This is a genomic window from Labrys sp. LIt4, assembly GCF_017813775.1.
GTDB lineage: Bacteria > Pseudomonadota > Alphaproteobacteria > Rhizobiales > Labraceae > Labrys > Labrys okinawensis_A.
In genome coordinates this window covers 1-21,676 of record NZ_JAGIPY010000020.1, presented here as the reverse complement: position 1 = coordinate 21,676, position 21,676 = coordinate 1, and the positions used below count along the sequence as shown (strand labels likewise).

The window sequence follows — 21,676 nt, the reverse complement described above, 5'->3', positions numbered from 1 at the left end:
AGATCTGTCGGCGCCTCCTCAAACGGGACGTGATTCCATCTGCCGGCAAGATGCCGCCGGCGGACGTCCGCTCAATCCGAAAGGTCGATGAGGGCAATACCGAGATCCGCACGCTTGCGGCGGCGCAGATCGACCGGGGTCTCGACCAGGATCACCTCGAGGGTGGGATGGACGATACCGTCGAGAAAATGTCCGCCTCGCGTCGTGCCGTCCGACAGGCCGAGGACGGCATGGATATGCACGCTCGGCTTGTCGTCATCGCCCTCGGCGACGTCGCCCAGGATGCTGAGGACCTCGCACTGCTGGTCGATCGCAATCTTCCGGTAGGAGTGGCTGGCAAAATCGAACCAGCCGACGGTCGCCCGGCTGAAGGCCCCGATCGCCGTGAGCGACGCACTGGCGATATTCTCGCGCCTGACGAACTCGGTAATCGTGGCAAAGGCTTCCTCGCCATCATCGAGAACCAGGACAAAGGTCGTTTCAGAGGCGCTTTTCGAGAGTTTCTTCGATTTCATCAATGCCTCCCTGGAGCAAAGCGCGTTCGAGCGTGACGCTCATTGCTCCAACACTTTGTTTCCGAGCCAATCCGAAGGATCGGCTCGGGCGTCTTTGCGATCCCGGGTGGCTCCGTTAGTCGCAAATCGCCATTGGGGATCGGAGCCGCATCGGTCGAATGGTGGATGTTGGGCTGGCACTTTCTTCAGAAGGGCTGAGAATATTCTGCTCCTCGAAGTGGCCGCTCCCACAAAAACGCCGAGCACTATTTCTGCCATCGCCCTTCATATTTGAACGGCGGCGCAGCCTTGAGCTGGTCCTTGGAGGCCTCCATCTTGGCAGACCATTTCTTGTCGCTCTCGGAATAATTGATCTTCACGCTTGAAGGCGACACGACCACATAGTGGTCGCCGATGCCTAGAAAGCCGCCGACGGAGACCACAAAGCCTGTGAGCTGACCGTCGGAAATCACCAGATCCTTGATCTCGCCGACATCCTCTCCCGCCGCATTGTCGATGTTCAATCCGATCAGATTGCTGCTGAGCACGTCCGTCGGCTTTGCGGTGACGAAAGTCTGCGTCGTCGTCGTTGTCGCTGTCTGCGAGAGCGCGGGCGTCGCAAGCAACGGGACGATGCTGGCCGCCATCAACAATCTGCGCATGGCTATCTCCTCGCGATATGTTCAAGGAGCCTCCCGAACATCGGTCTGCACGAGAAGTTCCGTAGCGGCGTCTGCCGGTCAGTAGCCGTATGGCTCCAATCGCATTCGAACATGGAAGCTCTGAGCGTATGGATCTCGTTTCAGGCGGACGCGGGGCCGCCGTCTCTGCCGCGCCGAATGGCGGCCCGGCGCCGATCGACCCACATCATGACCGGCCCTGCAGACGCGCCATGCAGCATCACCGAGGCCAGGACGACGAACGATGTCAGCGCCAGTAGACGCTCCATCTCGGGTGAGCTGCCATGGCCGCTGGCATAGGCCATATAATAGAGCGTCCCCAGTCCTCTTATGCCGAAGAAACAAATCACGCCGCGCGCAAGGGCCGGCAGGCCCAGTCCAGCAAGGCTGAGCCAAGCCACCAGCGGACGAACGAGCAAGAGGATGGCAAGGCCGATGGCCCCGTCATGCCACGTCAATCCCTGGAGACCGCCCGCTGCGATCGTGCCACCGAAGATGATCATCACGATGACCATGAGGATGCGCTCGATCTGCTCTGAAAACCCCTCCAGATCGGAATGGTAGTCGTGGCCCCGATCGGTCGCGCGCAAGGCGACCGCCGCCACGAAGACGGCGATGAAGCCGTTGCCATGCAGCAATTGGGTGATCGCATAAGCGATGAAGGTCATGCCGACTGCGGCCAAGCCATCGCCGGTCTTCGACAGCTCGAGCCGTGGCAACCTGAAGCTGAGCCAGCCGAAGAAGCGGCCGGTCGCAAGCCCGATGGCGGCACCGCAGACCAGTTTCCAGACGAACTCATAGGCGAACCAGTGGATCCAGTCGGTGTTTCCTGATGGCTCAGCCAGGGTCAGCGCCAGAACGACAAAGGGAAAGGCCAGGCCGTCATTGAGCCCTGCTTCGGTGGTCAGGCTGAACCGGGCTTCGCCGCCTTCCTCGCGACCCGGGGCTCCCACCTGAACATCGGCGGCAAGCACGGGATCAGTGGGTGCCAGGGCCGCCGCGAGCAGCAGGGCGGATGCCCAGGACAGGCCGCCAGTCATCCGGCCCAACAGCGCAATGGCTGCAATGGTCAGGGGCATGGCGAGTATCAGCATTCGTGCCGTCACACGCCAGCGATGCCAGTCAAAATTGCGCTCGATGCGCAATCCGCTGCCCATCAAGGCGATCAGGATGACGAATTCGGTGAGATGCTCGAAGCTCCCCCGGTTGAAGATGGCCTCGGGGGGCGGCACTGCCCAACTCCTGGGATAGGCGAAATATCCGATGCCCAAGGCAATGATCGGCAGCGAGAGAGGCAGACGCCTCAGCACGAGCGGGAGCCAGGCCGTCAGGAGAATGACGATGCCAAAACCGAGCGGCAGGACTGCCATCGGGTCAAGTGGCTGCCACATGAGCATCATGCTCCGTCATCTCTGAGGTTTCTTCTGCCGTCCACCGTATCGGACAAGTGGGAGGCCTGGGCGCCTCATGCCTCGGCGGCACGAATATCCGCCAGCGAAACCTGCCCCCTCTCTCGAGTGCGTCGGTCATTCGCGGTCGCTGACCGCGGGAGCGGGCGGTTGGGCGCCTTGCTTTGCCGGATTGGTGGTGTTTACCCACCAGACAATGCCGCAGAAAATGGCAAAGACTATGATTGCAGCACTCCAGATCAATCGTGCAAACATTGCAACAGCGCCGTTCGAAACAGTCGGGCTTTCATTCGCCTTGCAAAGAAAGCCGGCCTGGAAATTCTGGTCCAACCTCGAAAAAAGCTCGGCGAGCGGTTCGAGGAAATCGACGACGCGAAACAGGACACAGGACCCGAAACGTTGCGACCCGACCGATTGGCTCAGGGGAGGGAGCATCGGCCGGGTCGCTCGGTCAGCGGTTTCCGCGTCGCTGGCCCACGAAGGCGTCGGACCCTTCGTGCGCTCCTAACCAGCCGTGCATCGCAGGGTTCCGCTCAAATCGCACATGGTGTGCATGTCCGTTCGGGCAGCGCATTTTCAAAAGAATAGCCCGGCGGTGAGAATGCCGGGCATGAAGGAGGAGCCTATACGTGGTAAGCGGCTGGACGAAGCTCCGCCCCCAGGACAAACGCGAAAGATCAGCCGGCGTCCCCGATCAGATCAGGTGCAGTTTTTCGGCCTTGGTCTTGCCACTCTTGCGATCGGGCAGAAGCTGATAGGTGATCTTCTGGCCCTCATGCAGGGTCTGGATGCCTGCATCTTCGAGAGCTCTGACGTGGACGAAAGCATCACGCGAGCCGTCGTCGGGCGTTATGAAGCCATATCCTTTTTGGGCATTGAACCATTTGACCGTGCCGGTGCTCATATCGAGCCCTCCCCTGGTGGCCCCCATCACAGGATCGTCCGGGACCTGTCCAGGCGCAAGCGTCACAGGCTGCGGTCTGCCTCGGCAGAACGCAAAGGCCAGAAAGAGCCGGAACCGCGACGCTGGCTGTTTGAGGCGTTGACACGCGCAATGGACAGGGGACAACGCCGATCAAGCCTCATTGTTCCGTCGCATGACTTCTCACGCTGCCCATCGCGGGCTCGTGCCTCTGCCGCCCGCCTTGGGCGGTCTTCGCACTCACGCAGAGGAACCAATGGCACTTGGGGGAGTTCGGTGTGTCTCCGATGGCGAGCGGGCTCGACCGATCCCCGCTCGCGCCGGATCACGGCGGCGGATGGAGAGGCCGCCCTCACCCAAGAGCCGTTCAAAGAGGAGTTTTCCATGACGATCGAGAGCAGGGAATATGGCAATCTCATCGGCAGCGACAAGGTCGAGGGCACAGCCGTATATGGCGCCGACGGAGAGAAGATCGGCTCGATCGAACGCGTCATGATCGACAAGAAGACAGGGCAAGTCTCGTATGCCGTACTTGGATTTGGCGGGTTTCTGGGGATCGGAGCCGACCATTATCCCCTTTCCTGGAATACATTGACCTACAACACCGATCTCGGCGGCTATCAGACGAACTTGACCGAGGACCAGCTTAGAGGCGGTCCCAAATACAGCTCCGAAAATGACTGGGACTGGGACAATCCGGATCGCCCCAAAGCCGTCGATGCCTATTACGGCGCCTTGTGGAGCGGAAATCCCCTCGATCCGAGGCTGGATCAGCGTCCCTAGGATCTTGGTCAGAGCCCTGTAATTGGCGCGAAGCGGCATGCGATCCCGGTTTCTATCAGGGGTCACGAGGCGTCGCGGGCTCTGTCGTGGCAGGGCGCTGATCGCGCTTGAAAACACGTCAACGCGGGCGTCAGGAGTTGGCGCGCGCGCAAGCGAACTCATGGAGATACCCGCATGGTCAAGAAAGCCCGAGACGAGATCGCGAAGATCCATGATCAATCGCTGACGCGCGGCAATGGCGGCGAACTGCATCAAGTGGCAGAAGGCGGCACGGCGCGGCTTACCACGGCCCAGGGCGCTCCCGTCGCGGACGATCAGAACAGCCTCAAGCTCGGTCAGCGCGGGCCAACGCTCCTGGAGGACTTTCACTTCAGGGAGAAGATCTTCCATTTCGACCATGAGCGGATTCCCGAGCGTGTCGTCCATGCCCGCGGATATGGAGCCCATGGCTATTTCGAGACCTACAGACCGTTGTCGCAATACACCCGTGCCGACGTGTTCCAGCGCGCCGGGGAAAAGACGCCGGCCTTCGTGCGTTTCTCGACTGTCGCCGGCTCCAAGGGCTCGTTCGATCTGGCTCGCGATGTCCGCGGCTTCGCGGTGAAGATCTATACGAAAGAAGGAAATTGGGACCTCGTCGGCAACAATATCCCGGTCTTCTTCATTCAGGATGCCATCAAGTTTCCGGATGTGATCCATGCGGTGAAGCCGGAGCCGGACCGCGCCTTCCCGCAAGCCCAATCAGCGCATGACAATTTCTGGGATTTCATCTCCCTGACGCCCGAATCCATGCACATGGTCATGTGGGTGATGTCCGATCGGGCAATTCCGCGCTCGTTCCGCTTCATGCAAGGCTTCGGCGTCCACACCTTCCGCTTCCTCGATGGCGAGGACAAATCGACCTTCGTCAAATTCATCTGGAAGCCGAAGCTCGGTATGCAATCGGTCGTTTGGAACGAGGCGGTCAAGATCAATGGGGCCGATCCCGACTTTCATCGCCGCGATCTGTGGGAAGCGATCCAAACCGGAAATTTCCCGGAATGGGAGCTGTGCGTGCAGCTGTTCGATCAGGCGTTCGCCGACCAGTTCGACTTCGACGTGTTGGACCCAACCAAGCTCATACCGGAGGAGGTGCTCGAGCCCATTCCCGTCGGGCGATTGGTGTTGGACCGGATGCCCGACAATTTCTTCGCGGAGACCGAGCAGGTCGCGTTCATGACGCAGAACGTGCCGCCCGGGATCGATTTTTCCAACGATCCGCTGCTGCAGGGCCGCAACTTCTCCTATCTCGATACTCAGCTAAAGAGGCTCGGAAGCACCAACTTTACCCACCTCCCCATCAATGCGCCGAAATGCCCCTTCGCCCACTTTCAACAGGATGGGCACATGGCGATGCGCAACCCTGTCGGCCGCGCCAACTATCAGCCGAATTCATGGGGAGAAGGACCGAGGGAGGACCCCGCTCGCGGTTTCCGCTCTTATCGCGAGGACGTCGAAGCGCCGAAGGTTCGCCTGCGGGCCGAAAGCTTCGCCGACCACTACAGCCAGGCACGGCAGTTCTACATCAGCCAAACCGATCCTGAGCAAAGGCACATCGAGATGGCACTGACGTTCGAACTGAGTAAATGCGAGAATCCGAGCATACGCGAGCGTATGGTCTCGCATCTGTTGAACATCGACGAGGGGCTGGGCGCAGCGGTCGCCGGCAGGCTGGGGATCGGCAGATTGCCCAAGCCCGCGGATGCCGCCGTTGCGCCCCGGAAGGATCTCCCGCCGTCGCCGGCCCTCAGCATCGTCCGCAATGGTCCACCCAGCTTTGCGGGCCGCAAGGTGGGCGTCCTGATCGGTGAGGGAACAGATGCCGCGATGCTCGCGGCGCTGCAGACCGCCGTCGAAAAGGAAGGCGCGACGCTGGAAGTGATCGCCCCCCATGTCGGCGGGGCGCAGGCTAAGGACGGAACGCTCATTCCGGCAAAGCACATGATCGACGGCGGCCCGTCCGTGCTTTTCGATGCCGTGGCCCTTCTGCTGTCGGATGCAGGAGCCGAAGCCCTGACAAGCGAGGCGGCCGCGCGAGATTTCGTGGCGGATGCATTCGCACACTGCAAGTTCATCGGTTTCAGCAACGGAGCCGAGGCCCTTCTGCTCAAATCCGGTATTGCTCTCGATGCTGACGAAGGCCTGGTTTATCTCAGCGATGCCGGATCGATGACCCGCTTCGTGGAAACCTGCCGCCAATTGCGCCTTTGGGCACGCGAAGCAAACGTCAAGCTCTGAAGAGTGCGTCCAGATGGCTGCGCAGGGCCTCGTTCATGGACCGCTCGGTCCCAACTGCCTTCACCTTTGCGTCGACATGCAACGCTTGTTCGGACCCGGCTATCCATGGGCAGTGCCCTGGCTCGAGAAGGTCGCGCCGGTGATAGAGATGCTGTGCGCGCATCACGCGGCTCAAACGATCTTCACCAGATTCATACCGGCTGCCCGGGCCGGAGAGGGGAGGGGAAGTTGGGAGCGCTATTATCGCAAATGGGCTTGTGTGACCCTGGACGAAATCGGTCCCGATGCCGTCCGGCTGGTCGCCCGGCTGGAGCGCTTCGTGCCGCCGGGTCTGGTTTTGGACAAGACGGTCTATTCACCTTGGACGGAGGGACATCTCGACCGGCTTTTGACGGACACCGACGTAAATACCATCGTCATCTCAGGCGGGGAGACGGACGTTTGCGTGTTGGCAACGGTCCTCGGGGCAATCGATAGAGGCTACCGCGTGGTGCTGGCGATCGATGCTCTTTGCAGCTCTTCGGACGAGACGCATGATGCTCTCATGCAGCTCTATCTCACCCGGTTCACCGAACAGATCGAGGTTGCGAGCAGCGAGGAGATTCTGGAAAACTGGCGGTGACGGGCCATAACCACACAGAACTCTCATGCGATCGTCGCCCTGGGTGAAGCTGGGCCTGATGGTCTGCTCGGGGTTGAAATTCAAAGGGTTCATGCTTATCTGCCGGTACGAGAGAGGCGTGACCGAGCAAGCGTGATTTGATCCGCGAATAGCCTTCGCCCTTTCGCAAATCCACATTTGGCGGGCAGAGATCTCCCAGCCGTGCTGGGTGTGCGCGGAAGGCTTGGCGCCGGACCGTTCCCAGGACTGGATTGCAGACGCCCTGCCCGTACGGATCTCAGCAATTTTCACCAGAAAGCGGCGACTTCGCGTTGAAGCCGGCCGACGAGAAATCATGAAGACCATCATCAATCGAAATGCAACGGCGGCGGAACAGCCCTGCCGCACCAAAACCACAACCGTCCCAACCCTGCCAAAAGCCAAAAGGGACTGGCAGCCCGAACCCTGCGGCCTCAGTCGCGAGGAATTGCGCAAGATCGTTGCCGACCAGCTCGGCTGATCAACGCCACAACGAAGCCATTTTGGAATGGCTCAGGATCTCAATGAACACGAATTATAATCACACAAAATCAACATCTGGAATTCGATTTCAGCGGCCGGCGCCTTCGAGTGGCGCCGGGCATAAGAACGCCCGCAATGCGCGCGAGAATTATGAAAGCTATCTGAGGCGCGCCCATGCCGAAGCTGCGGCGGGCGACCTGATTGCCGCAGAAAACTACTATCAGCATGCGGAGCATTACCTTCGAACAATGCAGGCCGCCACCCAGGGTCGGGCGAACTGAACTGCCTCATAAACGAGCGACCGCAGGGGATCGCTAGTTTGGCTCGCAGGTCCTATGGGCGTTCTGCCTGTCTGCGGAAAAGACGCCGGAATTTCGGAACAGCGAGGAGTAGGCGCGCTTGGCTGCCCGATCGAGCTATGGCGGCTTGCGAGCGAGATCGCCTGAATCGGCCGGGAACCACCAATCCATATCTTTGTTCGTCGGTGAGTGGGGCTCAGCCCCTGTCGCACCCGCGTGAACAGATTGGAACCTCGCATGCAAAGTCCCGACCACGAGATAAGGCGGCGTGACCTGTTGATCGCCGGAGCCGCATCCGCAGTGCTGGGGTTGCCGTCCCAGGCTCAGGCCCAGATGGCTGCAACCGCCGGGAAATCAACGATGCCAGACCAGCTCAACCTGTCGGACGTGTCGATCGTTGTGAATGGCGAGAAGCGGACGTTGAGGCTGGATGTGCGTACCACCTTGCTCGACGCGCTTCGTGAGCACCTCCATCTCACCGGTACGAAAAAGGGCTGCGACCACGGCCAATGTGGTGCCTGCACGGTGATCGTCGAAGGCCGCCGGATCAATTCCTGCCTGACGCTGGCCGTGATGCACGAGGGCGATCGCGTCACGACGATCGAGGGGCTGGGCACGCCCGACAAGCTCCATCCGATGCAGGCCGCCTTCGTGAAGCATGATGGCTATCAATGCGGCTATTGCACGCCCGGGCAGATCTGCTCGGCGGTCGCGGCGCTCGATGAGATCAAGGCCGGCATCCCGAGCCATGTCAGTGCGGATCTGATGTCTAGGCCGGCGGTGACCGGCGCCGAACTCAGAGAGCGCATGAGCGGGAACATCTGCCGCTGCGCTGCCTATTCCAACATCATCGACGCCATCAGCGAGGTGGCGGGGAGGAAGGCATGAGGTCCTTCACCTATGAACGCGCCGCTTCGCCGGCCGAAGCAATCGCCGCCGCCGCGCGGGTCCAGGGCGCCAAGTTCATCGCCGGCGGCACCAATCTGCTCGATCTCATGAAGCTCGAGATCGAAACGCCTGCTCATCTCATCGATGTGAACGGCCTCGCCTTCGACACGATCGAGGCCACGCCGGACGGCGGCTTGCGGATCGGCGCGCTGGTGCGAAACACAGATCTTGCAGCGGATGAGCGCGTGCGCCGCGACTACCCCCTGCTGACGCGCGCATTGGTCGCCGGCGCCTCGGCTCAGCTTCGCAACAAGGCGACGACCGCGGGCAATCTCCTGCAGAGAACGCGTTGTCCCTATTTCTATGACACGGGCCAGCCCTGCAACAAGCGTCGGCCCGGTAGCGGCTGTTCTGCAATCGGCGGGTTCACGCGCAACCACGCGATCCTGGGTGCCAGCGAGGCCTGCATCGCAACCCATCCGAGCGACATGGCGGTGGCCATGCGCGCCCTCGACGCGACGGTGGAGACGCTGCGCCCGAATGGGACGGCACGCAGCATTCCAATTGCCGAGTTCTATCGATTGCCGGGCGACGCGCCGGACAAGGAAACAGTTCTCGCACCCGGCGAACTGATCAGCGCGGTCACATTGCCGAAGCCGATCGGCGGCAGGCAGATCTATCGGAAAGTTCGCGACCGCGCCTCCTATGCCTTCGCCTTGGTCTCGATCGGGGCAATCGTCCAGAAGGACGGGAGCGGGCGCATCGCCGTCGGTGGCGTGGCACACAAGCCCTGGCGCGTCGAGGCGGCTGAAGCGGCGCTGCCACGTGGTGCCAAGGCGGTCACCCCTCAACTTCTCGCCGGCGCCGACCCGACCCCGCAGAATGAATTCAAGCTGCGGCTGATCGAACGCACGCTCGGTGCCGTCCTTTCAGAGGCAAGGGGATGAGCCATGAGATTCGACACCCCCGCCACCACCAATCCGATCGACCAGCTCAAGGTCATTGGCCAACCCGTCAACCGGATCGACGGCCCTCTCAAAACCGCGGGCATGGCGCCCTATGCCTATGAACGCCATGATGTCGCGCCGAACCAGGCCTATGGCTATGTGGTCGGGGCGGCGATTGCCAAGGGGCGGATCGCCTCGATCGACCTTGCGAAAGCCAAGGCCTCTCCTGGCGTGCTCGCCATCGTCACGGCGGAGAATGCCGGCAAGCTCGGCAAGGGCAGCCGAAACACCGCGACCCTGCTCGGTGGCCCCGTCATCGAACATTACCACCAGGCGATTGCACTGGTGGTCGCCGAGACATTCGAGCAGGCGCGCGCTGCCGCCAATCTGGTCGAGGTGAACTACACGCGGGCCGACGGTGCCTTCGATCTTGCGTCGGCCAGGAATTCGGCCGGCACGCCCAAGCCTGGCTTTGGGGGGCCTGCGGATACCGCCGTCGGCGATTTTGCCGGCGCCTTTGCCGCGGCTCCAGTCCAGCTCGACGCGACCTACACGACGCCCGATCAATCGCATGCGATGATGGAGCCCCATGCCTCCATCGCAGCATGGGAGGGAGACAAGCTTACCGTCTGGACGTCCAACCAGATGATCGCCTGGGCGGCCGGCGACCTCGCCGAGACGCTTGGCATCGCCAAGGACAAGGTTCGCGTCATCTCGCCGTTCATCGGTGGCGGTTTCGGCGGCAAGCTGTTCTTGCGCTCCGACGTACTGCTCGCGGCTCTCGGTGCACGCGCGGCCGGGCGGCCGGTCAAGGTCGCCTTGACGCGGCCGCTGATGGCCAACAATACGACGCATCGGCCGGCGACGATCCAACGCATTCGCATCGGCGCGACGCGCGAGGGCAAGATCACCGCGATCGGTCATGAAAGCTGGTCCGGCGACCTGCCGGGTGGCGGCCCGGAGACAGCCGTGAGCCAGACGCGCCTGCTTTATGCCGGCGCCAACCGCATGACCTCGATGCGGCTCGCGGTGCTCGATCTTGCCGAAGGCAACGCGATGCGTGCGCCGGGCGAGGCCTCGGGCATGATGGCGCTGGAGATTGCGGTCGACGAGATGGCGGAGAAGCTCGGACTGGACCCGGTGGAATTTCGTATCCTCAACGATACGCAGGTCGACCCCGAGCATCCGGAACGTTCGTTCTCACGGCGACGTTTGGTCGAATGCCTGCGTACCGGCGCAGAGCGGTTCGGCTGGAGCAGGCGCCAGGCGCAGCCTGGCCGAACGCGCGATGGACGCTTTTTTGTTGGAATGGGCGTTGCCGCCGCCTTTCGCAACAACCTGTTGACCAAGTCGGCGGCGCGCGTTCGACTCGACGGCAGCGGCACGGTCACGGTTGAGACCGATATGACGGATATAGGCACCGGTAGCTACACCATCATTGCCCAGACCGCTGCGGAAATGATGGGCATCCCGGTCGAGAAGGTGACGGTTCGCCTCGGTGACTCGACCTTTCCGGTTTCCTGCGGATCGGGTGGGCAATGGGGCGGCAACAATTCGACGGCCGGCGTCTATGCCGCATGTGTCAAGCTGCGCGAAGCCGTGGCCCAAAGGCTCGGCTTCAATTCTGCCGAAGCCGTCTTCGCCGATGGCCAGGTCCGCTCGGGCAATCGCAGCGCCTCGCTTGCCCAGGCGGCCGGCGCGGAGGGTCTCGTTGCCGAGGACGGCATTGAATACGGCGATCTTGCCAAGACGTATCAGCAGTCGACTTTCGGCGCGCATTTCGTCGAGGTCGGCGTCGATGCCGCCACCGGCGAGACCCGGGTCATGCGCATGCTTGCGGCCTGTGCCTGCGGTCGCATCCTGAACCCGAAGACGGCGCGCAGTCAGCTGATCGGCGCGATGACCATGGGCGTCGGCGCCGCCCTTACGGAGGAACTGGTCGTCGACAAGCGCTCCGGCTTCTTCGTCAACCACGACTTGGCAAGCTATGAGGTTCCCGTTCATGCCGATATCCCGCACCAGGAGGTGATCTTCCTCGACGAGACAGATCCGATCTCGTCGCCGATGAAGGCCAAGGGCGTCGCCGAGCTGGGGATCTGCGGCGTCGCCGCCGCCGTCGCCAATGCGATCTACAACGCCACGGGTATCCGCATACGGGACTATCCGATCACGCTGGATAAGCTCCTCGACCGCCTGCCCGAGATGCAGTGAGCAATGTTCCTCTGCTCATAAGGAGCATTGCTGTCGGCGTACGCCTGCTGGGCTCATAGGTCGGTCGAGCGACGGTTGACAAGGCGAGCGGTGATCGACCATGGTTGCGCATGGTCGAAGAGGATACGCACATTGTCTCCCGCTTCGCCCGCATCCCCATCGGCGGGATGCGGGGAGCTCGATCGCGCTAGCAAGACAGCGGGAACGGCCCCTTGGCCTCGCCACTCGTGGACGAGGCCTTCCGTGCGACCTGTGCCTCGTCTCCTTCTCTTGAATGGAGCCTATCATGGCACAGAACATCTATGACAATCCTGTCTTCTTTTCCGGCTACAGCCAGCTTCCGCGCCAGATTCACGGCCTTGCCGGCGCGCCCGAATGGCCGGTGCTGCGCGGGATGTTTCCTGACGTGGCCGGCAAGCGCGCCGTCGATCTTGGGTGCGGATTCGGCTGGGTTTCACGCTGGTTGCGTGAAAATGGCGCCGAGACCGTGTTGGGGATCGACCTTTCCGAGACGATGATCGCCCGGGCTCGTGCGCTGAGCGCCGATCCTGCGGTCGAGTACCGAATTGCAGACATCGAAACAATCGACCTTCAGGAAAGCGCCTTCGATTTTGCGTTCAGCTCATTGACGTTCCACTATGTCCGGGACTTTGACCGGCTCGCGCGCATGATCCACCGTTCGCTCACGCCGGGCAGTCATCTCGTCTTCTCCATCGAACACCCGATCTTCATGGCCGCGGCCCATCCTCATTGGATCGAAGACGAGGATGGGAGGAAGACGTGGCCGGTCAATCGTTATGCCATCGAAGGGGAACGCCGCACCGACTGGTTCGCCAAGGGTGTTTTGAAGTACCACCGAACCATCGCAACGACACTCAGCGCGCTGATCAGGGCCGGATTTGCTTTGGAAGCCATCGATGAGTTCGCGCCGTCTCGGGAGCAAGTCGAGGAAACACCGGCGCTGGAGGAGGAATTGGAGCGGCCGATGATGCTCCTCGTCTCGGCCAGACGATAGCAGGTGCCATTGCGCGAATGCTCCCTACCGAGCCCTGGTCGGCCTGACCCCCGTCATCCCGTCCGGCCAGGGCTGAAGAGTCACGCAGCGCGGGCGCTATCGTTCGTTGCCGAAATATTTGCGACGCAGCGCTTCGAGTTCGCCTGACTCCTGCAATTCCAGGATCTGAAGCGTGATGGTGTGACTGAGATTGTCGCCATGATGAAAGCCAAACCCGTATTTGTCGGGATGGAAGATCGGGCCCACCACCGACAGAGGCGATTTGACGTGGGTATGGGCGTAATATTCCAGAACCGGAGCATCATCGATGATCGCCGCTATCTCGCCGCTGCCGAGCCCCGCCACGGCCTCGTCGATGCTCCGGTAGGCCTGGGTGGCAAGCCTGAGGTCATTGGAATAGTTTTCCGCGACACTGCCGCCGCGCACGCCAATGGTCCGGCCCGGAAGATCAGCCAGGGAGTTGATCTGATGCGTCAGGGTCAGGGCCGTCATCACACTGGTGACCGATGAGGTGACGTAGGCGATCACGGCCACGCCGCAGACCATCCATATGCCTCCCGAAATGCGGCCGATCCAACCCAGGGCATTAGGGCGCGTGACCTTGCCCGAGGTCGCGACCGACATGACCTCATAGAAACTCTCGGCCAGTCCCTCATGCCAACGATCCGGAAAGGTCGTGTCGAAACGTCGGTAGAACAATGCCAGCACGAGCGTGGCAACCAGGATGAGGGTCGCGAGCCATGCCATCGCCCGCAGGTGGCCGGCTCGTTCCAGCCCACCCAGAACCTGCCAGAAGCCCGCGCCGTCGCGCTCAGCCACCATGATGCGCAGGCCGGCATCATACCAGGGCTGGGAGAAGGTGATACGCTCCACCCGATCTTTCGTAATCGTCAAATTGGAGACGGCTACGCTGGCCTCGCCCCTGCGCACCGCTTCGATCAGCGCCTCGAAAGTGGGATACTCACGGTAGGAATAAGACAGCCCCAGCGGCCTCGCCGTGGCCTCCCATAAATCGATCGCCATACCTGAATAATGGGCGCCGTTCTTCATGACGAAGGGCGGGCTAACATAGACGCCGACATTCAGCGGTTTGCCGGCCGCGGGTGCGGTCTGGGTTTCTTGCGCCGAGGCCGCCGAAAGGACCAGGCTCCATGCCAGCACCAGCATGGCAATCGCGTACACCAGGCTTGCGCGCAATTCCGATCTCATGCGTCGGAAGCGGCAGCCATGGGACAGGGTGCTGCGCTCGCAATCAAAATAGAAACCTGCAAATGCCATTTCTTTCGGGGGGCGAGGCTATCGGCCCGATCCGGATACCGCAACCCTTTCAACGGTCTGACCCAAACCGCAAGGTCGCCGGTCGCCAGCGGACCGGCGCCCGTCCGGGCATTGAGTTTAGCAAGCTGGGTGGCCGGAGAAGCCATTCAGTCTCGTGGCGTGGAGTGCTTCGTTTCTGGTCTCGAAAATATAAGGGCAAGCCCGCGTTCGTTGAGGGCTTCTCCAAGCTTCATCCGCAGAAACGCGCTGGTCGTATACCGTGAAACATGCGTGTAGTATCTCTCGGTCAAGTATTGAACCATAGCCGCATATTGATCGAGGATATCTTCTTCAATCTCGAATGAATCATAGTTCACGATTACGGGTACTTTTTCCCCGCCCGACCTGCACGCTGCCTCCACGCAGCTGCGAACAGAGTCCACATCCTGCAGGTTTCGCAGCTTAAGTCCTTCAAAATTGAGGAGCAGTGTCTGCTGCTGCCTGTCGAAGGTGACGCGATCGACAAGCTTGATCGACAAAAGCATGTCCTTGAGGCCCATTGGTTCCGTCAGGAAGATCCTTCGATCCATCTCAACCGGATTCCTGATAATCGGCCGGAAAGCTATCTGGCCAGAACGTCCCGTTCGATGTCGACGCCAGGCGTGGCCGCCAATGGCGCGCTTGATCAGGTTTTCATGGGCCAGCAGGTTCATCCCCCGGGTCGCTCCATCCCCCGGGCCTCCCCCAAAGAGCAGGGTCAGGTTGCGGGGAGCCGCCGTCTGCAGGAACCGCTGTGCCAGGCCAACCGCAAGCTGCTCCGGCACGCCATTGGTGCCGAAGCCCGAAAAACACAATGTGTCGTCGTCGCGCACAAGGCTGACGGCTTCCTCGATCGAAACAATCTTGTTCTTCAACTCTCGGTCTCCGCGGAACCTTGGCGCAAGCGGCCGAACTCTCGGCTATTGCGCAGTCCAGCCGCCATCGACACTGATGGAGGAGCCCCGGATTTGTGACGCAGCCTCCGAACACAAGAACACCGCGACCTGGCCGAGCTGTTCGGGTGTCACGAACTCGCCCGACGGCTGTTTTTCCGCGAGCATGAGCTGCCTGGCCTTGTCGACGGGAATAGAGGCGTTCTTGGCCCGATCGTCGATCTGCTTTTGAACCAGCGGTGTCAGTACCCAACCGGGACAAATGGCATTGCAGGTGATTCCGGTCTGCGCCGTTTCGAGGGCGACGGCCTTTGTCAGACCCACGACGCCATGTTTTGCGGCGACATAGGCGCTCTTGGCCGGGGAGGCGACAAGGCCATGGGCGGAGGCGACATTGATGATACGGCCCCAATTGCGTTCACGCATCCGAGGCAAGGCCGCGGCAATCGCATGAAAGTTGGAGGACAGATTGATTGCGATGATCGCATCCCACCGATCGGCGGGAAACTGCTCCACCGGTGCCGTATATTGGATCCCCGCATTGTTGACGAGAATATCGATGCTGCCCAGCGCGTTGGCACCATACTCGATCATCGCGGTGATTTCGGCTGGCCGCGACATATCGGCGCCGTGATAGAGGACTCGGACGCCGAATTCTTCGGCCAGTTCACTTCGAAGCTTCTCGATCGCGTCGGCTTCGCCCAGACCGTTGATGATGAGATCGGCTTTGCTGGCCGCCAAGGCACGCGCGATGCCAAGCCCAATTCCGCTGGTGGAGCCGGTGACGAGCGCGGTTTTTCCTTTTAGCATGACTTCATTCCTTTGCTGCAAGAAGATATTCGATATTAAACCAGTCCAGTAGCGTAGTAGAAGGCGATGACAACGAATACGGCGGCCGTCTTGATGCAGGTCACCGCAAATATATCACCATATGATGTCTTGTGAGTCAGGCCTGTCACGGCGAGGACTGTTATCACGGCCCCATTGTGGGGAAGCGTATCCATGCCGCCGCTGGCCATGGCCGCCACCCGATGGAGAACCTCCATGGGAATACCGCTTGCTTTTGCGGCCGCTATGAACTGGTCCGCCATGGTCGCAAGTGCAATGCTCATGCCACCGGACGCCGAACCGGTAATGCCGGCCAGGGAGGTCACGGTGATCGCTTCGTTCACGAGCGGATTGGGAATTTGCCGCAGGGCGTCTGCAATCACGACGAAGCCGGGAAGGGCGGCGATCACCCCGCCGAAACCATATTCGGCCGCCGTGTTCATGGAGGCAAGCAGCGAGCCGGCGACAGCGGCCTTGGTGCCCTCGGCGAATTTCTGGCTCACCGGCTTGAAGGCGAAGACGAGCACCGTGAAGATGCCGAGTATCAGCGCGCCCTCCACCGCCCAGATGGCCGTAATGGGGCCTACCTCCGTGACCAGTGGTTTGGCCGCCGCGGTGAGTTTGACCTCATAGGACTTGCCGTAAAACATGGGGATCGCCATCGTCAGGAGCTTGTTCACGACGCCGACGACGATGAGGGGAAGGATGGCGATCCACGGGTTTGGCAGCACCTCGGCCTTGAAGGCTTCGGGCTCGTTGATATGGTTTTCGCCATACCCTTCTCCCCGGGCAGCCGCGACGCGGCGGCGCCATTCGAGATAGGTCAGGCCGACAGCCATGATGAAGACGGTCCCCACAAGGCCCAGCACCGGGGCGGCCCAGGTATTGGTGCCGAAGAACGTCGTCGGGATGATGTTCTGGATCTGCGGGGTGCCGGGTAACGAATCCATGCTGACGGTGAACGCGCCGAGCGCGATGGTGCCGGGAATGAGGCGTTTGGGAATTCCGCCTTGCCGAAACATTTCGGCAGCAAAAGGATAGACGGCGAAGACGACGACGAAGAGGGATACGCCGCCATAAGTCAGGATGACGCATACCAGCACAATCGACAATATCGCTCTTTCCCGGCCGATGACCGAAATGACAGACGATACGATGGATTTCGAAAATCCTGACAGTTCGATTACTTTTCCAAAGACGGCTCCGAGCAGAAAGACCGGGAAGTAAAGCTTTACGAAACCAACCATCTTGTCCATGAAAACGCCAGTGAACATTGGCGGGACGGCGGCTGGATCGGTGAGCAGAACCGCGAGAAGAGCTGCGATCGGCGCGAACAAAATCACGCTGAAGCCGCGATAGGCGACGAACATGAGAAGCGCCAAAGCGCCGATACAGATAAGAAAGTTCATAATCTCCCCCGGAAATGGCGTCGCGCCGGCGCCAGGCTCCATTGTCTTTCGCGGCGAAAAGCATCCTTGATGGCCTCGACGCCTTCATCATCGGCTCACTGAGCGTGCCGGGCACTTTCAGCTTCGAATGCGCGGGAAACCTCATGGCCGTCGACCACAGGCACATGTCCGCCTGAGTGTGTTTGTCGGGTCGGACCTAACTTGGAATATCCGGCGCGATGAGGATTGCAGCCTTTGACATCTCTCTCCCTTCCGTCTTCTTATGGCGTTTGCATTGGCAATGCCGGTCGAGGCTTGCATCCGGAACGGGAGCAAGGAGCGTGCCAGTTTCACGCAGTTTCTAACCTGCTGAAATCAGGCGTATTTTCGATCGCTTGATGTTGAGAGCGGGCGAAGGAGTCCTGGATCTCGGACAGACCTTGGCGGCGGCTGGCCCTAACCCTATGGGAATTCTACGAAAACGCCGTATCCAGATTCTCGGACAAGGAATCCTGATTTCAGGACAGTCCAAGGATTCGAAGCCGTTCATACAGCCGCGACCGCGAGATACGAAGAGCTCGCGCCGCGACGGGTTTGCTGCCGCCCGCGGCGGCGAGCGCCTCCTTGATGACCTCTCGCTCGCGGCAGGCGAGGGCATCGGCCAGGCTCTGGGAGCGATTGACCGGCAAGAAGGGTGTTTGCAGGCTCGGGAGAACGTTCAGGAATTTGTCCGTCGAAAGCTGCGTGCCCTCGCAGGCGACGCTCGCGCGTTCGAGCACATTCCTGAGTTCGCGTACATTGCCGGGCCATGAGTAGGACATCAAAAGCGCGAGGGCATCGTCGGTCAACTCGAGCGGCAGCATGCCTTGATTGCGGGCGTGGGCTTCCAGCAGCGCTTCGGCGAGCGGTGCGACGTCGTCCACCCGCTCTCGCAGGGGCGGCACTTTGACGGTCAGCACATTGAGACGGTAGTAGAGGTCGCGGCGAAATCTGCCTGCCTCCATTTCCTGTTCGAGGTTGCGGCTGGTCGCCGCCACGAGGCGGACGTTCACCCTTACGCTCTTGTCGGAGCCGAGCGGCTCGAACACCTGCTCCTCGAGCACGCGCAGGAGCTTGACCTGTAGTTGAGGGGCCATGTCCCCGATTTCATCGAGAAACAAAGTACCGCGGTCGGCCAGCTTGAACTTTCCTTCCCGCGCCTTCGTACTTGCGCCGGTGAAGGCGCCGGGCACATAGCCAAAGAACTCCGCCTCAACCAGATTTTCGGGAATTGCCGATGCGTTGACGGCGACGAACGGGCCGGAATTCCGCGAGGATGTGGCGTGGATGGCCTGAGCGAGCAGCTCCTTTCCGGTGCCGGTCTCGCCGAGAATGAGGACGGGGCTCTCCGATTGCGCGGCCCGTCGTGCCAGGCGTTTTACCTCCTGTATCGCGGCGCTGTTGCCGACGATATTCGAGAATCCGAAGCGCGCTCGCCGTTCGACCGCAAGCTCCTGGCGTACATGGTCGAGCTCCTTTTGGAGTTGCTCGAACTTGTTGACGAGCGGTTTGAGCTGATCCACGCGATCATAGAGAACAAAGCCGACCGCCCCGACCACCGAGCCGGACTTGTCCAGCAAGGGCAGCCGAGACACCACGAATTGACGATGTCCAAATTGCATGATGTCCAGAAGAATGGGCCGGCCCGTTTCTACCACCGTTCTTAATTGACTTTCTGGGATGATATCCTCGACATCGAGGCCAACAATGTCGACAATTCGCTCTATGCCAAGTAATTCGCGGTACGGATCATTTATCCAAGCGATCCTGGAATGTTTATCGACACCGATTGCTCCTTCACAAAGGGCCTCGAATTGACCAAACAATTCGCTGATTGCGCGCCGGTAGGATTTGTTGTCGTCAACCCCATGCCTCTCATTCCGTGAGACCATCAACGTCGTCCCTGTTTCGCGCTTCTTAAACGCGGAAGCTATCCGATTGTCGGTCGCACTTCCAATTGTCCGGACCAGCCGCTGACCGCCCGCCGGCCGTCGTCGAGTGGTGTTTCGCGCGCGGCGACACGGGCTAAACTGCGCGTAAGCCTGCACATGACGGCGAGAAACTGCAGGATCCCGCGGGTACGTCCGAACGGCGTGAGACGACGGAAACGATGGTGTTATGGCCATCTCCATCAGGATTGTTTCCATAGCGGATGTCTGGAAATTCGAGTTCCTCTCATGCGACGACCCTGCATGTGGGTTTCTTGGACGGAAACGTTATGTGGTCAGGCGCCGGCTCGAAAAAGCTGTCTTGATCCTTGTGGATAGCCCTTTGAATAGGGAGTTTTCGTACTTCTGCGACGTATGGGCCGCGGCATCATCGACAGCGGGCTCCGGCTTTCGAGCATGTCCTGCTTACAAGCCGTAAATTTTTTACGATTCCAGCTGAATGTTTACGTTTTGGACAAATCAGTAAATATCCATTTGGATAATATGATTATCTGATGTCTAAATCCATAAAGACTTTATTCGTTGCTTATGAAATCGGGGGATTTGAGTCTTTTTTCCGTGATATGTAAGGGTTTACATGTTATGCGGGCCCTTCAGTCATACGGCTATTACGTAAGGGGGCGGTTTCTTGGGAAACGCAAGAGGGGGCAAGGGAAATGATCGCCCGTTTTCTGCCGACGATGACGGAGAAGGTGGAAACGTTTTGCCAGGCAATCTTAATGTTTCTTCGTCAGAGAACGTGAAGGTGATTGATGTGACGTTGAAAGTTGGAGGAACTATAGATGATATTTTTATAGTGTGTGAAAACAAATTAATTCTTGGATGTATAGTTCAATGCCTAAGGATATATAATGCTTCGGCCTCCGTAGTTGGTTGTTCTTCGCTGTCTCAGCTCGATTTGCAGAATGGAGGAAGAGCGCCGTTGGTGATGTTGTGTGGTTTAGGTGCTGAGGCGACACACCGAGTTATCGACCAAGATCTGCCTCTGGTCCTTGAGCGGTTTCCACTTGCGAAGGTTGTCATTATTTCAGACGTGGAGAGTCCGCTTCAGATAGGGAGATCGCTGGAGTTGGGAGCGAAGGGGTTCATCGGAATGAGCTCGACCTTCGAAATCGTGCTGGCGGCCATACGTCTTGTCTGGGCGGGCGGGATTTTTATCCCGGCATCCAGTATTGGCGGCACCAATATGGCCTCTGCTGCCCCCCAGGAAGCAAAATTGCAGTTGGTGGGGCTCACTCCGCGGCAGATCGAAATCGTCAAATGCCTTCGGCGAGGCGAAAGAAACATGGATATTGCAAAAAAATTCGGCCTCAAGGAGAGCACTGTGAGTGTTCATATTAGGAACATCATGGAAAAGCTAAAAGTTAAGAGTCGAATGGAAATCATATATCTTACCAAAGGTATGTTCGAAGATTAAGTATGTAAAAAATGTATAATATATTAATAATTTTGTATTTATGTGGCTTAGTACTTATTTAGAATGTATATTTTGTCTATAGATTGATGATGCGGGCGGTCGAACTGGTGCACTATGTTGAAGCAAGTAAGCCACTGGCTTGGAATTAGGCGAAACGAAGAAGTCGGGCATCTTGTTAATGCTCGGAGCAAGGAGCGGGAGGAGAGGGGTGAGAATAGCAATCTGCCATCGCTCCCGGACGGCTTCGACTGGCGGGTATATGTGGGCGCCCATTACGACCTTCAGGGTCTTTCCCGTGCGGAAGCTGAAAAGCATTATCGCAAGCATGGTGCGGCCGAAGGAAGACTTCACAGCGAAGAGGGGGTTGCCCAATATATAGCGAGTCTGGAAGCGGAGTACGGCAAACTGCCGGAGTTCTTCGACTGGAAAGGCTATATCGGCAATTATCCGGATCTGGCTGGGATTGGTTCCGCTTATGCGGCGATCAAGCACTTCCTGCAACATGGCCGCAGGGAAGGGCGGCTTCCCTATCAATTTAATCCGGACCTCTACCGGTCCTTGTATTTCAAGGGCACGCGTATGTCCGACGATGCCCTTCTGGAGCATTATCAAACGGCAGGCCATGCGGCCGGATATCTGGCGACATTCGATCAGCTTGCGCAGGCAGAGGGTCTGGCGGACGGGTACTGGCTGCGGTTTCTTGATCTGGAGGAGTTCAACCTGCTGAACTCGCGGTGGGTCGGGCAGGTGTCGAACAAGCAGGAGGCTTTGCGGGCGATGATGCGGGAGGGGTTCGAGCGCCTGGCGCCGATTTCCTT

The 21,676-nt window shown here is 59.8% G+C and carries 20 protein-coding genes and 1 pseudogene; 11 read left to right on the top strand and 10 right to left on the bottom strand.

Features of this window, described 5'->3' with window-relative positions; genetic code table 11:
* Positions 1-71: 71 nt before the first annotated feature.
* The 5 genes from J8I29_RS25800 to J8I29_RS25780 form a co-directional block, all read right to left on the bottom strand.
* Entirely contained in the window at positions 72-515 is a 444-nt protein-coding gene (locus J8I29_RS25800; protein ID WP_209433846.1) for a PPC domain-containing DNA-binding protein, read from the bottom strand.
* Positions 516-760: 245 nt separating this feature from the next.
* Positions 761-1,156, bottom strand: a complete 396-nt coding sequence (locus tag J8I29_RS25795) for a PRC-barrel domain-containing protein (protein ID WP_105865639.1) — start codon at positions 1,154-1,156, stop codon at positions 761-763.
* 140 nt (positions 1,157-1,296) lie between these two features.
* Positions 1,297-2,565 carry a cation:proton antiporter gene (locus J8I29_RS25790; RefSeq protein ID WP_209433845.1) on the bottom strand — a complete coding sequence of 423 codons (1,269 nt, stop codon included), beginning with the start codon at positions 2,563-2,565 and terminating at the stop codon, positions 1,297-1,299.
* Between the two features lie 135 nt (positions 2,566-2,700).
* Entirely contained in the window at positions 2,701-3,018 is a 318-nt protein-coding gene (locus tag J8I29_RS25785) for a hypothetical protein (protein ID WP_209433844.1), read from the bottom strand.
* Between the two features lie 259 nt (positions 3,019-3,277).
* Positions 3,278-3,487 carry a cold-shock protein gene (locus tag J8I29_RS25780; protein ID WP_209433843.1) on the bottom strand — a complete coding sequence of 70 codons (210 nt, stop codon included), beginning with the start codon at positions 3,485-3,487 and terminating at the stop codon, positions 3,278-3,280.
* A 402-nt stretch (positions 3,488-3,889) separates the two neighbouring features.
* On the opposite strand from J8I29_RS25780, the gene J8I29_RS25775 reads away from it, so the two are divergent.
* The 9 genes from J8I29_RS25775 (at position 3,890) to J8I29_RS25735 (ending at position 13,048) form a co-directional block, all read left to right on the top strand.
* Positions 3,890-4,288 carry a PRC-barrel domain-containing protein gene (locus tag J8I29_RS25775; protein ID WP_209433842.1) on the top strand — a complete coding sequence of 133 codons (399 nt, stop codon included), beginning with the start codon at positions 3,890-3,892 and terminating at the stop codon, positions 4,286-4,288.
* Between the two features lie 174 nt (positions 4,289-4,462).
* On the top strand, positions 4,463-6,565 hold the full coding sequence (locus tag J8I29_RS25770; RefSeq protein ID WP_209433841.1) for a catalase: 2,103 nt from the start codon (positions 4,463-4,465) through the stop codon (positions 6,563-6,565).
* 13 nt (positions 6,566-6,578) lie between these two features.
* Complete coding sequence (locus J8I29_RS25765) at positions 6,579-7,187, top strand: isochorismatase family cysteine hydrolase (RefSeq protein ID WP_209433840.1); 609 nt, start codon at positions 6,579-6,581, stop codon at positions 7,185-7,187.
* Between the two features lie 334 nt (positions 7,188-7,521).
* A complete protein-coding gene (locus tag J8I29_RS25760) occupies positions 7,522-7,686 on the top strand; it encodes a hypothetical protein (protein ID WP_181161383.1) in 165 nt (54 codons plus the stop codon).
* Positions 7,667-7,969, top strand: a complete 303-nt coding sequence (locus J8I29_RS25755; protein ID WP_209433839.1) for a DUF4167 domain-containing protein — start codon at positions 7,667-7,669, stop codon at positions 7,967-7,969. The genes J8I29_RS25760 and J8I29_RS25755 overlap by 20 nt, the downstream gene beginning before the upstream one ends.
* A gap of 255 nt (positions 7,970-8,224) precedes the next feature.
* A complete protein-coding gene (gene paoA / locus J8I29_RS25750) occupies positions 8,225-8,875 on the top strand; it encodes an aldehyde dehydrogenase iron-sulfur subunit PaoA (protein ID WP_105865644.1) in 651 nt (216 codons plus the stop codon).
* Complete coding sequence (locus J8I29_RS25745; protein ID WP_209433838.1) at positions 8,872-9,822, top strand: xanthine dehydrogenase family protein subunit M; 951 nt, start codon at positions 8,872-8,874, stop codon at positions 9,820-9,822. Before paoA ends, J8I29_RS25745 begins: the two co-directional genes overlap by 4 nt.
* Positions 9,823-9,825: 3 nt before the next feature.
* Positions 9,826-12,033 (top strand): aldehyde oxidoreductase molybdenum-binding subunit PaoC, encoded by a 2,208-nt coding sequence (gene paoC, locus J8I29_RS25740; RefSeq protein ID WP_209433837.1) that lies wholly within the window; start codon positions 9,826-9,828, stop codon positions 12,031-12,033.
* Positions 12,034-12,319: 286 nt separating this feature from the next.
* Entirely contained in the window at positions 12,320-13,048 is a 729-nt protein-coding gene (locus J8I29_RS25735; RefSeq protein WP_209433836.1) for a class I SAM-dependent methyltransferase, read from the top strand.
* Between the two features lie 96 nt (positions 13,049-13,144).
* On the opposite strand, the gene J8I29_RS25730 is transcribed toward J8I29_RS25735, so the two are convergent.
* The 5 genes from J8I29_RS25730 to J8I29_RS25710 all read right to left on the bottom strand — a co-directional run bounded on the left by J8I29_RS25730 (position 13,145) and on the right by J8I29_RS25710 (position 19,384).
* Positions 13,145-14,245, bottom strand: a complete 1,101-nt coding sequence (locus J8I29_RS25730) for a transporter substrate-binding domain-containing protein (protein WP_245197375.1) — start codon at positions 14,243-14,245, stop codon at positions 13,145-13,147.
* A 227-nt stretch (positions 14,246-14,472) separates the two neighbouring features.
* Positions 14,473-15,219 carry a CoA-transferase gene (locus J8I29_RS25725; protein ID WP_209433835.1) on the bottom strand — a complete coding sequence of 249 codons (747 nt, stop codon included), beginning with the start codon at positions 15,217-15,219 and terminating at the stop codon, positions 14,473-14,475.
* A 45-nt stretch (positions 15,220-15,264) separates the two neighbouring features.
* Complete coding sequence (locus J8I29_RS25720) at positions 15,265-16,047, bottom strand: 3-hydroxybutyrate dehydrogenase (protein WP_105865650.1); 783 nt, start codon at positions 16,045-16,047, stop codon at positions 15,265-15,267.
* Positions 16,048-16,082: 35 nt separating this feature from the next.
* Positions 16,083-17,474 (bottom strand): GntP family permease, encoded by a 1,392-nt coding sequence (locus J8I29_RS25715; protein ID WP_209433834.1) that lies wholly within the window; start codon positions 17,472-17,474, stop codon positions 16,083-16,085.
* A gap of 497 nt (positions 17,475-17,971) precedes the next feature.
* Entirely contained in the window at positions 17,972-19,384 is a 1,413-nt protein-coding gene (locus J8I29_RS25710) for a sigma 54-interacting transcriptional regulator (protein WP_209433833.1), read from the bottom strand.
* A gap of 685 nt (positions 19,385-20,069) precedes the next feature.
* Here J8I29_RS25710 and J8I29_RS25705 point away from each other — a divergent pair.
* Positions 20,070-20,858 (top strand): response regulator transcription factor, encoded by a 789-nt coding sequence (locus tag J8I29_RS25705; protein ID WP_209433832.1) that lies wholly within the window; start codon positions 20,070-20,072, stop codon positions 20,856-20,858.
* A gap of 261 nt (positions 20,859-21,119) precedes the next feature.
* Positions 21,120-21,676, top strand: a pseudogene (locus J8I29_RS25700) (hypothetical protein); the annotation flags it as partial.